Raw genomic sequence first — 14,881 nt, forward strand, 5'->3', positions numbered from 1 at the left:
TACGCTGCGTGTTTCTTACGTTAGATAATACCTGTTTAAGGGCATTGGAGCCTGCTGACCTGGATTTTCTGTATACACTGGAAAATGATATGGGTGTGTGGCATGTTGGCAATACCCTAACACCTTATTCCCGGTTTGTGCTGGAGCAGTACCTGGAGAATGCCACACAGGATATTTATACTGTCAAGCAACTCCGGTTAGTTATCTGTAATCAAAACCAGGAAGCTGTAGGAGCCATCGACCTCTTTGACTTTGACCCCTTGCATCGCCGAGCAGGTATCGGGATAGTAGTGGCAGCTAACCATCGTAAAAACGGGCATGCCGCAGATGCGCTTTCAATGCTTACCCACTATTGCCGGCACACGCTGCAACTCCACCAGGTTTATTGCTCTGTTACTGCTACCAATCAACCAAGTATAAATTTGTTCAGCAAAGCAGGGTTTAAACGGGTTGGCACCCGCAAAGAATGGCTGAAGACACCGGAAGGATGGGAAGATGTAATAGAGATGCAGCATATTTTTAGTGGATAACAGCTTACAAGAGAGTATACCTGCCACATTGCCACGGCCGTACAAGATTATGGCATAGGATTTTACATTGCTATAGCAAATATATAAGTTGTGCTATACTCTATCGGCAATTATGGCAGATAACTTAAGTAGCTTTTATTCTGGTATTGTTTTAGTACAGAGACTTAGATATATCGGAAAAACAGCTATTTTTGACGATATTGCGAAAACAGGATTTCAATTAAGAACAGCATATACACATGTTTGATTTTTTCGGTAAAACCGTTGCGAAAATATTCGGAACCAAATCCGACAGAGATATAAAGGAGGTACTACCTTATGTATCTAAAGTTAATGAAGAATACGCTAAGCTAAGCAGCCTTACGGATGATCAGTTGCGACAGAAAACTGCCGAGATCAAAGGTATAATTGATGAGCGACTAAAGCCTATTGATGAGAAAATAGCGGCTTTGCATAAGCGCATTGCCGATGAGCCGGAGCTGAACATCGTACAAAAAGAGAATATCTTCTCTGAGATCGATGAGCTGGAGAAGGAGCGTAACAAAGACCTGGAAGTGGTGCTGATGGAAGTACTGCCAACAGGTTTTGCCATTGTTAAGGAAACTGCCCGCCGCTGGAAAGAGAATGGCCAGCTCGTGGTTACCGCCACTGAAATGGACCGTGACCTGTCTGGCCGTAAGCCAAACGTGCAGCTTGATGGCGACAAAGCTATCTGGGCTAACAGATGGATAGCAGCAGGCAACGAGATTGTATGGGATATGCTGCACTACGATGTGCAGTTGATCGGTGGTATTGTGCTGCACCAGGGTAAGATCGCTGAAATGGCAACTGGTGAAGGTAAGACATTGGTGGCAACGCTGCCTGCTTTCCTGAATGCCCTTGCCAAGCGCGGTGTGCACGTAGTAACAGTAAACGACTACCTTGCACGACGTGACTCTGAGTGGATGGCACCATTGTTCGAGTTCCATGGCCTGACCATCGACTGTATCGATAAGCACCAGCCTAACTCCGAAGCACGCCGTAACGCTTACAAAGCAGATATCACCTACGGTACAAACAACGAGTTCGGCTTCGATTACCTGCGCGACAACATGGCCCGCGAACCACAGGACCTGGTACAGCGCAAGCATCATTATGCAATGGTCGATGAGGTTGACTCTGTATTGATTGACGATGCCCGTACACCTTTGATCATTTCTGGTCCTGTTCCACGCGGCGATGAGCACGAGTTCTACCAGCTGAAGCCACGCATTGCCATGCTGGTGGATGCACAGCGTAAAGTTGTTCAGAATTTCCTGACAGAGTCTAAACGCATGATCAAAGAAGGTAATACGCAGGAAGGTGGTTTATCCTTGTTCCGTGCTTACCGTGGTCTGCCAAAGAGCAAGCCTTTGATCAAGTTCCTGAGCGAAACAGGTAACCGTGCGATCATGCAGAAAACGGAGAACCACTACCTGCAGGATAACTCACGCATGATGCCAGAGGCCGATGAGCCCCTGTACTTCACAATAGATGAGAAGCACAACCAGATCGAACTTACTGAAAAAGGTATTGACCTGATCACAGGCCAGGGTGAAGATCCAAACTTCTTCATCATGCCAGACATCGGAACTGAGATCGCCAACATCGAGAATGATAAGTCGATGACGCATGAGGAGCAACTCCATAAGAAGGAAGCCCTTATTGCCGATTTCCAGGAGAAATCTAAGCGAATTCACACGATCAACCAGTTGCTGAAGGCTTATACTTTGTTCGAGAAGGATACAGAGTATATTGTTACCCCTGATAATAAAGTAAAAATTGTAGATGAGCAGACAGGCCGTGTTATGGAAGGTCGCCGATACTCCGATGGTCTGCACCAGGCAATTGAGGCAAAAGAGAATGTGAAGGTAGAGGATGCCACACAGACCTACGCTACCGTTACGCTTCAGAACTACTTCCGTATGTACCACAAGCTTTCTGGTATGACGGGTACAGCCGAAACAGAAGCAGGTGAGTTCTGGGATATCTATAAACTGGATGTGGTGGTTATCCCGACCAACCGTCCTATTGCCAGAAAAGATGAGCACGACAAGGTTTACAAAACCGTTCGTGAAAAGTATAATGCCGTTGCCGACGAGATCGTTGACCTGACTGAAAAGGGCCGGCCAGTGCTGGTAGGTACCACTTCAGTAGAGATTTCGGAGCTCCTAAGCCGCATGCTTACGCTGCGCAAGATAAAGCACCAGGTACTTAACGCTAAGATGCACCAGAAAGAGGCAGAGATCGTGGCCGAAGCTGGTAAGCCTTCTACTGTAACCATTGCAACCAACATGGCAGGTCGTGGTACAGACATTAAGCTGGCTCCTGAGTCTAAAGCTGCCGGTGGTCTGGCCATTATTGGTACAGAACGTCACGAATCCCGCCGCGTTGACCGCCAGTTGCGTGGTCGTGCCGGCCGTCAGGGTGACCCGGGTTCTTCTCAGTTCTTTGTTTCCCTTGAGGATAACCTGATGCGTTTGTTTGGTTCTGATCGTATAGCCCGCCTGATGGACCGCATGGGTCTGGAAGAAGGCGAGGTTATCCAGCACTCGATGATCACGAACTCTATTGAACGTGCGCAGAAGAAAGTGGAGGAGAATAACTTTGGTATGCGTAAGCGCTTGCTGGAGTATGACGACGTGATGAACGCACAGCGTGAGGTAGTTTACAAGCGCCGCAGAAACGCCCTTTACGGAGAGCGTCTGGAGCTTGATATCTGGAATATGATCTATGATATCAGCGAAGATGTGATTGTAAACTATAAGAATATTAACGATTACGAGAACTTCCAGCTGCATGTGCTGCGTGTATTTGGTATAGAATCGACAATCACAGAAGAAGAGTTCAGATCTACTCCTGCTAACCAGTTAGCAGAGCGTTTATACAACGAAGCACTGAACCATTACCTGGAGAAGAACAAGAAGACGGCTGAGCAGGCGTACCCGATCATTACGGATATCCACGAGAACCGTGGACCAATGATCGAGAACGTGGCGGTGCCATTTACAGATGGCAAGCGCCAGGTGGCCGCCGTAGCGAACTTAACCAAGACCTATGAGTCGAAAGGTAATGAGCTACTTCGTGCCATGGAGAAACTTATTACACTGGGCACCATCGACCAGGCCTGGACAGAGCACCTGCGCCAGATGGATGACCTGAAGCAATCGGTTCAGAATGCCGTTTACGAGCAGAAAGACCCGCTGTTGATCTATAAGTTTGAGTCTTTTGAGCTGTTCAAACGCATGATCGGTAAGGTAAACGAACAAACTATCCAGTTCCTGTTCCATGCCTTTATCCCGGTTCAGGCACCAGAGCAGGTACAGGAGCCGCGTCCGCAGCAAATGCCAAAGCCGCCGGTGCTTAAAGAGCAGAAGCAGGAGGTACATTCGTCTCTTGAAGATGAAACCGGACATACAACAGCACCTTCAGCAGCACCAGAAAAAGTGATGCCGGCGCACTCTCAAAAGGTAGCAGGCAGAAACGACAGGGTGAGCGTGCAGTACATGGATGGCCGTGTTGTAAAAGACGTGAAGTTTAAAACCGTTGAAGATGATCTGATGCACAATCGCTGCGTCCTGATCGAAGAGTAATAAATGTGGCCTGTCAGCGTTCAGGTTGATAGGCCACAAAGTTTTAATTATTGGATAGAGGATGTAAGAAGAAGGCTACTTTGATCTTATATCCTTTGTCATTTAATGAGTAATATGTCCGCAGAAGAACTAGCTTCCTACATCGACCATACATTACTAAAGCCGGAAGCGACGGCAGAGCAGGTGTTGCAGTTATGTGACGAAGCCCGTAACTATGGTTTTGCAGCAGTTTGCATTCCGCCATGTTATGTGCAGCAGGCTAAAGAGCGACTGGGCCCGGGTGCATTGGTTAAAGTGGCAACGGTAGTTGGCTTTCCACTAGGTTATCAGCATCCGAAGGTTAAATTCCTGGAAACGCACCAGGCAATTGCCGACGGAGCAGATGAGATTGATGTGGTTATAAATATATCTGCGTTTAAGTCTGGTTTGTATGATCAGGTAGAAAATGAACTAAGCGATCTTGCTAAGTTCTGCCATTTAAAAGAAGCCGCGTTAAAGGTTATCATTGAAACTGCGCTCCTGACAGAAACAGAAATAATAAAAGCATGTGAGCTGTGCGTTAACGCCGGCGTTGACTACGTGAAGACCTCCACAGGCTTCGCATCTGGTGGAGCGACCGTTGAAGATGTTAAGCTGATGCGTCGTGTTTTGCCAAGCTCTATGAAAATAAAGGCTGCCGGCGGAATAAGAACAATAGAAGATGCAGAAGCGTTAATCAAAGCTGGTGCTGACAGGATTGGGTGTTCAGCCAGTATTAAAATAGTTACTCATGAATAGAATTGTAAGTCTTTTTCTGGTTATGGCTTTAATGCTTTCCACTGCCTGTGCATCGTCTGCAGGCAAAGGGGGCGGGACAGCCGATACAGGTAAATCCAAAACTGCAGGGAAAGAAAAAGTAGCAGAAGACTTAAGTGTTTATCGCCCGAAATATACTGTGCCGGATGCCACGTCGCAAGCCCGTGTAGAGCCGACACATCATGTAAATGACAAAGTGGCGGTACTTATGGATACAGTTGCCAGCGTGAACAAATCAATAAAGTATGCAAAAGGTTACCGCATTCTGGCTTATAATGGTTCAGAACGCCAAACAGTAATGAACCTGCGCAAAGCTATTATCACACGTGTACCAGACGTTAAAGATTACCTGACGTACCAACAGCCAAATTTCCGCCTTAAGGTAGGCGATTTTTTTAGCCGTGTAGAGGCGCAGCAGGTACTGAACAGGCTTTCAGACCTGATACCGAATGCACAGATCGTACAGGATCAGATAAACATCGACAAGACTTATTAAGGTACCAGACCAAAAAATTTTTGAAAACGCTGTGGCCTGAAATGGGCACAGCGTTTTTTTATTTTTATAGCTTACGGTTAATCACCACATTGCAATACCGTAGGTAAAGCAGGTAAAGAAGAGCAGCTAAACCATCCGTAATTAAACACTATAAATGGCTATAATTGAAAAAATAAAACAGCTTGCACAACAGTATGCACCCGATACTGTAAAAGTGCGCCGCCATATACATGCCAATCCGGAACTGTCTTTTGAAGAACATGGCACTGCAGCTTATGTAAAGGAAGTGCTGAAAGGGTACGGGATTGCGTCTGAGAGTATGGCTGAAACAGGTGTGGTTGCTTTGATAAAAGGCCGTAATCCTGAGAAGAAAACAATAGCCCTGCGTGCCGACCTGGATGCCTTGCCCATTGTTGAAGCGAATGAGGTAGCCTACAGATCCACTAACGAAGGGGTGATGCATGCTTGCGGCCATGATGTGCATACTTCCTCAGTGTTAGGTACTGCCCGGATACTGCAGGAGTTAAATGGTGAGTTTGAAGGAACTGTAAAGTTGATCTTTCAACCAGGAGAGGAGAAATTTCCTGGCGGAGCATCTATCATGATCAAAGATGGTGTGTTACAGAATCCGGCCCCCACAGGTATTGTGGGCCAGCACGTGTTCCCGATGCTGCCTGCCGGTAAAGTAGGGTTCCGCTCAGGTATGTACATGGCCAGCGCCGATGAGATCTATATCACCGTGAAAGGGAAAGGCGGCCACGCGGCCATGCCTGAAATGAACATAGACACAGTGCTTATCGCATCACACCTGATCGTGGCCTTGCAGCAGATCGTTAGCCGGCATGCCAGCCCTAAAATACCCTCTGTGCTCTCTTTTGGAAAAGTAGAAGCGAAGGGAGCCACAAACGTGATACCGGATGAAGTGAAGATAGAAGGCACTTTCCGGACCATGAACGAGGAGTGGCGCAGGGAGGCACACAAGCGTATTAAGAAGATGGCCGAAGGGTTATGCGAAAGTATGGGAGGTAGCTGCGAGATCGATATTAAAAATGGTTATCCTTTCTTAAAAAATGACCCTGATTTAACAGGGCGTGCACGGGCGGCCGCAGAAGCATACCTGGGCACCGATAACGTGGTAGACCTAGATTTATGGATGGGAGCTGAGGATTTTGCTTATTATTCTCAAAAAGTGCCTGCATGTTTTTACCGCCTGGGAACACGTAACGAAGAACGTGGTATTGTTTCGGGGGTGCATACGCCTACGTTTGACATTGACGAGGCTGCCCTTGAAACAGGTATAGGATTGATGGCGTTTATTGCCCTGCAGGAGTTGGAGTCTTAATCGGAATATATTTATGAGAAGTATACTGCTTTTGGGTGCAATGGGTGTGCTACTGCTTGCGGGCTGCGACAAGTCTGTGCCGGCTGACACGGAATCAACCCAGGGAACACCAGCTGCTGCGCATGTTTTAGCACAGCAGTCAAAGCTGCATGCCTTCTCAGATCCGGTAAAATCAGATACTTTCAAAATAAAGCTGATAGGAGACTCCGTTCAAACGGCCACTGCCACGCTTGAAATTGTTAGTAGCGAGGGGGAACTGTTGTACAGCGATAACTTTGAAGCAAATTACCTCATCAATTATGACCTGATTGATAACGCAACGGAGGCTCAAAAGCAGGAGTTTATACTTAAAAGGATAAAGACTTTCTTTTCAGATGAAAACTTTAAGTCCCCGGCCATTGCAGATAACATGCCTTTCGATCCGAATTACTCGGATGAGGAGGCCTGGAATACAATCAAATCAGATGATAAAGCTATTGGCTTTTTTTATTTGTTAGGTAAGGAAGACGGCCGTTGGCTGGCTTATTCACATCTAAAGCAAAAGGTAGTGCTATACCTGAACTGTTGCTGAATATCAGCTTATGAAAAAACTATACTTTCTTTTGTTGCTCCTGCTGCCCCTGCTGGTATCAGGTCAGAGCAAAGTAACAGCACCTGCCGCTATCTGGCCTGAACTGCAGCTTAATTATGGTCTGGGTGATAATGGAATACTGTTTTTCCGGAACCAATACCGCATCAATACGGATAGTAGGTACAATGATCTGAGGAATTCTGGACCCTTAAGTGGTTTTGAGCGGGTGGAACTGAGCCTGGGCTATGAACAGGAGCTGACAGATCATTGGCGGGGAGGAGGTATATTGCGTTATGCGGCAGAGGATTTCCCGAAGACACTATACTATACTTTATTTGTAAGGCATGCCGGAGATCTAAAGGGTTTGTACTTCAACAAGCAATTAATGTTTGAGTATGTGACGCAGGAAAAGCAGGAACCGTTTGGCCAGTTTAAGCTTCTGGCTGAACTTGGAAAACGTTTACCTCTTGGGAGCAAGTATATCACGCCAAGTATAAGCTATGAAGCCATGCTGCACTCAGATTTTGGAAGAGAGACGGATGGTGGTTCTCTGAAACGCTTCTTTAGCCGCACAGCCCTCCGTTTGAATTTCACTTACGAAGTAACAGAAAAGCTCCGTATCAATTCGTACTTTGCCCGCCAGACGCACTATTATTATGTACTGGTGCCACCTGTTTACAACGCTCAGGGGCAACTAGAACTGGAAGGGTATACTACCAAAAGAAATCGCATAGCGCCTGTTGTTGGTCTGGAAATAAAATACAACCTTAACAAAGCCACTACACCTGCCAGTATTACTTATTAAAAAGAGGTTAACTGTAATGTTGTCAGGTAGTTACCTTGTTTGCATTTGCAATAAATGACAATATTGCATGAATTAAAAGGATATTCTGAATGGCATAGAATTTACTATTAGTTAGCTGTAAATCATTAAGCAAACTAAAGTATAAAGCTATGGCACTAACAAGATATAACGGAATGCAGGAAGGTGCTCAGAACGCGAACACTTTCAGCTCTATGTTGGATCGATTCTTTAATGAATCTGTAAACTCCAGAAATTTCTCAGGTTTTACTCCACACGTGGATGCCTGTGAAACTGAAAAAAATTATGAAATTGAACTGGCTCTTCCGGGAGTAAAAAAAGAAGATATCAGCATTGATTTCCAGGAAGGTAAACTGACAATTACCGGTGAAAGAAAGCTGGAGAAGAAGGAAGACAACCGGCGTTATCACATGCTGGAAACGCAGTACGGCTCCTTCAGCAGAACTTTTTATCTGCCGGATAAAGTGAATCCTGATAAAATTTCTGCTCACCTGGATAATGGTGTATTGGTGGTTACTGTGCCTAAAGACGAGCACAAGACTATGAAACGCCAGATAAACATCACTTCGCAGGAAAACGGCAAACAAAAAAATAAAGAGGAGAAAGAAACGGCAACCGATTCAAAAGGGAAGTCTAAAAAGGCTTCATAACTAATTATAAACAAAAAGGAGGTACAAAGTTTGGCCTCCTTTTTGTTTATAATTAGTTATAATTTCTATACTACCTTGCAGGTACATACTACCGTATACTCTAGTAACGTTACCTATTTAAGTATATAGAATCCTTAATATCTTTAGATAAATCAAAAGACAAAGTTAATTACATGAAAACGAAACAGTTTATCGTTGGCTTAACGCTTTCTGCCATGCTAGGTGGCGGTGTTGCTGTTGGTAGCTATAAGCTGCTGGAAGACGAAGCAACTACTAACGTATCAGACGAGCAGTTCCCGACTGTACGTTATACCAGCAACATGCGCAGCAGTGATGCGGTTGTGCCGGAAGGCCTGAATTTTGTAAAAGCAGCACAAGTATCAACGCCTGCCGTTGTACACGTCATGACGGAGTACAGCGTTAGGTCCTCTGAACAGTATGGCAGCCCGATGGATCCTTTTCTGAGAGAGTTTTTTGGGGATGGATTTGGTGAAAGAGCTCCGCGAGGTCCGCAACTTGGTTCAGGTTCAGGAGTAATTATAGCCTCAAATGGTTATATCATTACCAACAACCACGTGATCGATAAAGCCGATAAGATTGAAGTAGTGATGGACGATAAACGTAAGTTTGAAGCCACACTTGTAGGTACAGACCCTACCACAGATATTGCCCTTTTAAAAATTGAGGCTGACAAACTGCCTACCGTGCGCTATGGTAACTCAGACGACCTGCAGGTAGGAGAGTGGGTGTTAGCGGTTGGTAACCCAATGAACCTCACATCAACTGTAACAGCCGGTATTGTAAGTGCCAAAGGGCGTAACATCAATATCCTGCGCACCAGCCAGAACCGTGACCTTAGCGTAGAGTCATTCATCCAGACAGATGCAGCCGTAAACCCTGGTAACTCAGGTGGTGCATTGGTAAACCTGAACGGAGATCTGGTTGGTATCAATACCGCTATCGCTTCTCAGACCGGACAGTTTGCCGGTTATTCGTTTGCGGTTCCTTCTTCTATCGTAAGCAAGGTTGTAGACGACCTGCTCAAGTATGGCGAGGTGCAGCGTGCGCTGCTAGGTGCTACCATCCAGGAAATTGATGCTGCTTTCGCGAAAGAAAAAGACCTCAAAACTTTGAATGGCGTTTACATTGCCGGCGTTGAAGAGAAAAGCGGAGCTGAAGAAGCTGGCTTAAGACAAGGTGACGTGATTACAGCAGTTAACGGAATAAATGTAGCTAAGTCATCACAGTTACTGGAGCAGATTGCCCGCTACCGCCCAGGTGATAAAGTGAAAGTGGCTTTTATCCGCGATGGTAAAGACAAAAACACGACTGTTACACTCAAAAACGTGAACTATAGCACAGAGCTTGTTAAGCGTAGCAACGCTGAGCCTATTAAGTTTGAAGGTGCCAATTTTTCGCCTTTATCGAAGCAGGAAATGAATAAGCTCGGTATTGACGGTGGTGCTAAAATCAGCAATGTGCAAAGCAGCAAGTTCCGTAATACAGGCATGAAAGATGGCTTTATAATTACCCGGATCGATAAGTACCCGGTTAATAAGCCTGCCGATGTAGAGAAATATCTGAAGAATATTAATGATAGTGTAGTATATATAGAGGGTGTTTACCCAGACGGCTTAAAGGCTTACTACCCTATCGGAAAAGGTTAATATTACTCTTTTAAAAGTAATAGAAAGCTTCTGCAACCTTGCAGAAGCTTTTTTATTTTTTAGATTTGTACTAGTACCCTTTCTTTAACCACTAAATAGATAAAACTCATGAAACAAACCATAGATGAACTACCGATAACCAAGGAGATAAAAGATGTACTGCAGCAACTAGGTATAAAGGAGAAAAATCCTGCCTATAGCACTGGTCTTTCCTGGGGCGGAGAAAATAATGCCAATACCCGTAACATTAATTCGCCGGCCGATGGTAGTTTTATAGCTGCTGTTAACATGGTTACGGCAGAGGATTATGACCAGGTAGTAAAAACAGCGCAGGAGGCTTTTAAAGTATGGCGTAAGGTGCCGGCTCCGAAACGTGGAGAGATAGTACGCCAGATAGGTGATAAGCTGCGTGAGCACAAAGAGGCCCTGGGTAAATTGGTAAGCTACGAGATGGGCAAGATCTACCAGGAAGGCCTGGGCGAAGTGCAGGAGATGATTGACATTTGTGACTTTGCTGTAGGTTTATCGCGCCAATTACATGGCTATACGATGCACTCAGAGCGCCCGGAGCACCGCATGTACGAGCAGTACCACCCGCTTGGAATTGTAGGCATCATTTCAGCTTTTAACTTTCCGGTAGCCGTTTGGAGCTGGAATGCTATGTTAGCTGCCGTTTGTGGCGATGTAATGATCTGGAAGCCATCTGAAAAAACACCACTTACAGGTGTTGCCTGCCAGCATATAATCAGAGATGTTCTGGCAGATAATGAACTGCCGGAAGGTATCTTTAACCTGATCATTGGTGATGCCGAGATCGGTAGCCTGATGAGCCATGACAAACGTATTCCGTTAGTTTCTGCTACAGGTTCTACACGCATGGGCAAAAAAGTAGGTGAGGCAGTAGGTGCCCGTTTGGGTAAATCGCTGCTGGAACTGGGCGGTAACAACGCCATCATCCTTACCGAGAGCGCCGACCTTGAAATGGCTTTACGTGCCATCGTATTTGGTGCAGTAGGTACTTGCGGCCAGCGCTGTACATCTACCCGGCGTTTAATTATCCACGAAAGTATGTATGAGCAGGTAAAAGAGCGCTTGCTAAAGATATACCCTAACCTGCCTATCGGGCATCCCCTGGACGGCACAACCCTGGTAGGGCCCCTGATTGATACAGATGCTGTGGCAGCCTTCACGAATGCACTGGAGAAGGTGCAGCAGGAAGGTGGCACTTTGCTAACAGGTGGTGATGTGTTGAGTGGAGGGGGTTATGAAAGCGGAACCTACGTGAAGCCGGCTATCGTTGAAGCTGAAAATCATTTTGAGATGGTGCAGGAAGAGACTTTTGCCCCGATATTATACCTGATAAAGTATAAAGGCGAAGTAGAGAATGCAATTGAACTGCAAAATGGCGTCCGCCAGGGCTTGTCATCTGCAATTTTCTCTACTAACCTGCAGGAGACAGAGGCTTTTCTGGGCCACTGGGGTTCTGACTGTGGCATTGCCAACGTAAACATTGGTACGTCCGGTGCAGAGATCGGAGGAGCCTTTGGAGGAGAGAAAGAAACTGGTGGAGGTCGTGAGTCTGGTTCAGATGCCTGGCGGGTATATATGCGTCGCCAGACAAACACGATTAACTACAGCCGCGAGTTGCCTTTGGCCCAGGGTATCAAGTTTGATATAATGGACTAAGTTGTAAAGCACGCAGCAATACTTTCTAATTAAATACCTCCTGATCTACAATGGCAGGAGCAAAAAAACAAAAAGGCAACCCTGTTTCTGGGTTGCCTTTTTGTTTTAACAGGTAGTAAAACAGGTAGTAAAACAGGTAGTAAAAGCAAATTCAAGTATAAAACGAAGGGATGCAGGTTAAAAGTATTTCTTTCCAGAAAAAAATATCAGAAATTTTGCAACTTCATGCAACCCTGGCTTTTTCCTGCTGTCTTTAGTTTGAAAATGGATGAAGGGGACGAATAGATGAGGAAAGCCGGGAAAGGTTAAAAGCACAACGTTAAACGGAATAATTTGGAAGCTGTCAGTTACCAGGACGTAAATAGCCACGTGATCGATCGGTGTAAGGAAGGGGACAACCGCGCTCAGTACGAACTGTACAAGTTGTACTCTAAAGCGATGTTTAACGTGAGTATGCGCATAACAAATGATTACGCTGAAGCTGAAGATGTACTTCAGGAGGCTTTTATCAGTGCTTTCAGAAACCTTCATGCTTTCAAGTCAGAAGCGTCGTTCGGTAGTTGGCTCAAAAAAATAGTGGTGAACGCAGCCATCAACGCAATCCGGAAAAGGAGATCTGAGTTAGTACCGATGGATGAGCAGGTTGTTGCCGAAGTGGCAGATGAGCAGTTTGAGGATGATTCGGAATGGAAAGTAGACAATGTAAGACGGGCCATTCAAAAACTTCCGGATGGGTATAGGGTGGTGCTGAGTTTATACTTGCTGGAGGGCTTTGATCATGCTGAGATAGGTGAGGTGCTGGGAATAACAGAGTCAACATCTAAGTCGCAGTATAGCCGGGCAAAAAAGAAGTTGTTAGAGATTATGAAAGAGCCCCAGTTTTCGGTTTAGTAATAAAGAGTATGTAAATGAGGAGATATTTACAATGAAAGATAAATTAAAAGATTTTGTGAGTGAGCATCGGGATGAGTTCGATGTGTTTGAGCCCCGGCCGGATATGTGGCAAAGTATCTGCCAGGATCTGCCAGCGACACAGAGCAAAAAGGCCAAAGTAATCAAATTTAACTTTGGAGATAGTGCCAGCTTTAGCGCAAATGTATTGTTTATGCGCGTGGCGGCAGCAGTAGTGCTGCTTTTAGGTTGCGGCATCACCCTTTTCCTGATGAAGCAAAATGCACCTGCTGCGAGTAACACAATAGCAGTGGCATCGGAACAGAAGGTGATCAGCAACATTGCACCTGAGATGGTAGAAGTGGAAGCATATTATGTGAACCAGATCAAAGAAAAGAAAAGCCAGTTAAGCGATTACGACCTTAAGTTGCTGGGCCTGGACGAACAGCGTGAAGTAGACCAGGAATTAGCAAAGCTGGACAGTAGTTATATCCAGCTCAAGAAACAGCTTTACACCACTCCAAATACAGATGAAATTGTTGAAGCCATGATCCAGAACCTGCAGATACGGATCAGAGTGCTAAACAAGCAGTTGGAAGTGCTCCAGAGTGTTAAAAATCTGGAAAAATCAATTAATTCAGAAATCAAAGAAAATGAAACGACAGATGTATAAAAGTATACGCTCCCTGCTTGTGCTCCTTTTAGTAGCACCTGGCATGGCCTGGGCACAAAAGCAAGATGCTCCAGCTCCATGTTCTTCCAACATTCAAGTCTCACTCGATCTTTCGGATGTAATGACATTGGCTAATGTTGCCTCTCTCGCCGAATTGAAGAAAATACCTGACTTGTCCGAACTATCGGAGTTAAAAGAGATAGGCAAGCACTTTAGTCAGACAGGTCCCGCAGGTGAGGTCGTAACTGCGTATGATAGTGAAAAGCGCAAAGCGATTGATAAGACCTTTAAAGTAACCAAATCGGACGTGTTAAGCATCCAGAATAAGTTTGGTAAAGTGCATGTAAATACCTGGAACAAAAACGAGATAAAAGTTAGGGTAGATATTATTGCACGGGCCAGTTCTGACACGAAAGCGCAGGAAATTCTGGATAAGATAAGTGTACAGGAAAACCGCCAGAGTAGTATGATCTCTTTTAAAACCCAGATGGAGCCAATGAAGATCACAGGCAAAGGTGACAAGAGCTTTGAGATTAACTATACTGTATACATGCCCGAAGATAATGCGATTGCTGTGAAAAACAGTTTTGGAGATGTTTACCTGGCTAACTTAAAGGGCAAAGCAGATATTTCTGTAAAGTATGGTACTCTGAAAACAGATAGATTAAGCAATAACTCCAATAGTGTGTCCTTGGCCTATAGCTCCGGAAACTGTGGCTATATTAACGGCGGTAATATTAATGTGTCTTATTCGGATATGAACGTTGGTGGCGCAAACGGTTTGCAGGGTTCTTCTAAGTTTAGTGATTTTAAGATCGGGGACCTGGGGCAGGAGCTAAACCTGGAGTTAAAGTATGGTTCTTTTAAAGTGGACCGGGTAAGTAAAGACATCCGTAAGATTATGCTGGAAAGCGGATTTAGTCCTATCCTGTTAAACTTTGCTGATAACTCCGCATTTAACTTTGATGTGAATGTGCAGTTCGCTGACTTTAAGGTAGATAAGTCGCTGGTGAATGTTACCTCTTTGGAAAAAGGATATACCTCAGCGGAGTATAAAGGTAAGTTCGGAGGCGCTTCTCCAAAAGGTGTGATCAGCATCAACTCTAAATATGGCGATGTGAAGTTTACCAAGTAATTGTTTGTGAA

13 protein-coding genes are annotated in these 14,881 nt (G+C 45.3%); all 13 read left to right on the top strand.

Annotated features, from left to right (window positions below; all coding sequences use genetic code 11):
* The first annotated feature begins 8 nt into the window (after positions 1-8).
* The 13 genes from ACSX1A_RS19790 to ACSX1A_RS19850 all read left to right on the top strand — a co-directional run bounded on the left by ACSX1A_RS19790 (position 9) and on the right by ACSX1A_RS19850 (position 14,870).
* Positions 9-530, top strand: coding sequence for a GNAT family N-acetyltransferase (locus ACSX1A_RS19790; RefSeq protein ID WP_439881359.1), 522 nt, complete (start codon positions 9-11; stop codon positions 528-530).
* Between the two features lie 239 nt (positions 531-769).
* Positions 770-4,141, top strand: coding sequence for a preprotein translocase subunit SecA (gene secA, locus ACSX1A_RS19795; protein WP_439881360.1), 3,372 nt, complete (start codon positions 770-772; stop codon positions 4,139-4,141).
* Between the two features lie 114 nt (positions 4,142-4,255).
* Complete coding sequence (gene deoC / locus ACSX1A_RS19800) at positions 4,256-4,918, top strand: deoxyribose-phosphate aldolase (RefSeq protein ID WP_439881361.1); 663 nt, start codon at positions 4,256-4,258, stop codon at positions 4,916-4,918.
* Positions 4,911-5,432: a sporulation protein gene (locus tag ACSX1A_RS19805; protein WP_439881362.1), complete on the top strand. Its 522-nt coding sequence runs from the start codon at positions 4,911-4,913 to the stop codon at positions 5,430-5,432. Before deoC ends, ACSX1A_RS19805 begins: the two co-directional genes overlap by 8 nt.
* A 154-nt stretch (positions 5,433-5,586) precedes the next feature.
* On the top strand, positions 5,587-6,774 hold the full coding sequence (locus ACSX1A_RS19810; protein WP_439881363.1) for a M20 metallopeptidase family protein: 1,188 nt from the start codon (positions 5,587-5,589) through the stop codon (positions 6,772-6,774).
* Positions 6,775-6,787: 13 nt separating this feature from the next.
* Complete coding sequence (locus ACSX1A_RS19815; RefSeq protein WP_439881364.1) at positions 6,788-7,345, top strand: hypothetical protein; 558 nt, start codon at positions 6,788-6,790, stop codon at positions 7,343-7,345.
* A gap of 10 nt (positions 7,346-7,355) precedes the next feature.
* A complete protein-coding gene (locus ACSX1A_RS19820; RefSeq protein ID WP_439881365.1) occupies positions 7,356-8,150 on the top strand; it encodes a hypothetical protein in 795 nt (264 codons plus the stop codon).
* 149 nt (positions 8,151-8,299) lie between these two features.
* Complete coding sequence (locus ACSX1A_RS19825) at positions 8,300-8,818, top strand: Hsp20/alpha crystallin family protein (protein WP_439881366.1); 519 nt, start codon at positions 8,300-8,302, stop codon at positions 8,816-8,818.
* A 173-nt stretch (positions 8,819-8,991) separates the two neighbouring features.
* Entirely contained in the window at positions 8,992-10,485 is a 1,494-nt protein-coding gene (locus ACSX1A_RS19830; protein ID WP_439881367.1) for a Do family serine endopeptidase, read from the top strand.
* 108 nt (positions 10,486-10,593) lie between these two features.
* On the top strand, positions 10,594-12,171 hold the full coding sequence (gene amaB / locus ACSX1A_RS19835) for an L-piperidine-6-carboxylate dehydrogenase (RefSeq protein ID WP_439881368.1): 1,578 nt from the start codon (positions 10,594-10,596) through the stop codon (positions 12,169-12,171).
* A gap of 333 nt (positions 12,172-12,504) precedes the next feature.
* Positions 12,505-13,062 (top strand): RNA polymerase sigma factor, encoded by a 558-nt coding sequence (locus tag ACSX1A_RS19840; RefSeq protein ID WP_439881369.1) that lies wholly within the window; start codon positions 12,505-12,507, stop codon positions 13,060-13,062.
* Between the two features lie 34 nt (positions 13,063-13,096).
* Entirely contained in the window at positions 13,097-13,735 is a 639-nt protein-coding gene (locus ACSX1A_RS19845) for a hypothetical protein (protein WP_439881370.1), read from the top strand.
* Complete coding sequence (locus ACSX1A_RS19850; protein WP_439881371.1) at positions 13,716-14,870, top strand: hypothetical protein; 1,155 nt, start codon at positions 13,716-13,718, stop codon at positions 14,868-14,870. The genes ACSX1A_RS19845 and ACSX1A_RS19850 overlap by 20 nt, the downstream gene beginning before the upstream one ends.
* Positions 14,871-14,881 lie beyond the last annotated feature (11 nt).

This window comes from Pontibacter sp. MBLB2868 (genome assembly GCF_051904785.1).
In the GTDB taxonomy this organism is placed as follows: domain Bacteria; phylum Bacteroidota; class Bacteroidia; order Cytophagales; family Hymenobacteraceae; genus Pontibacter.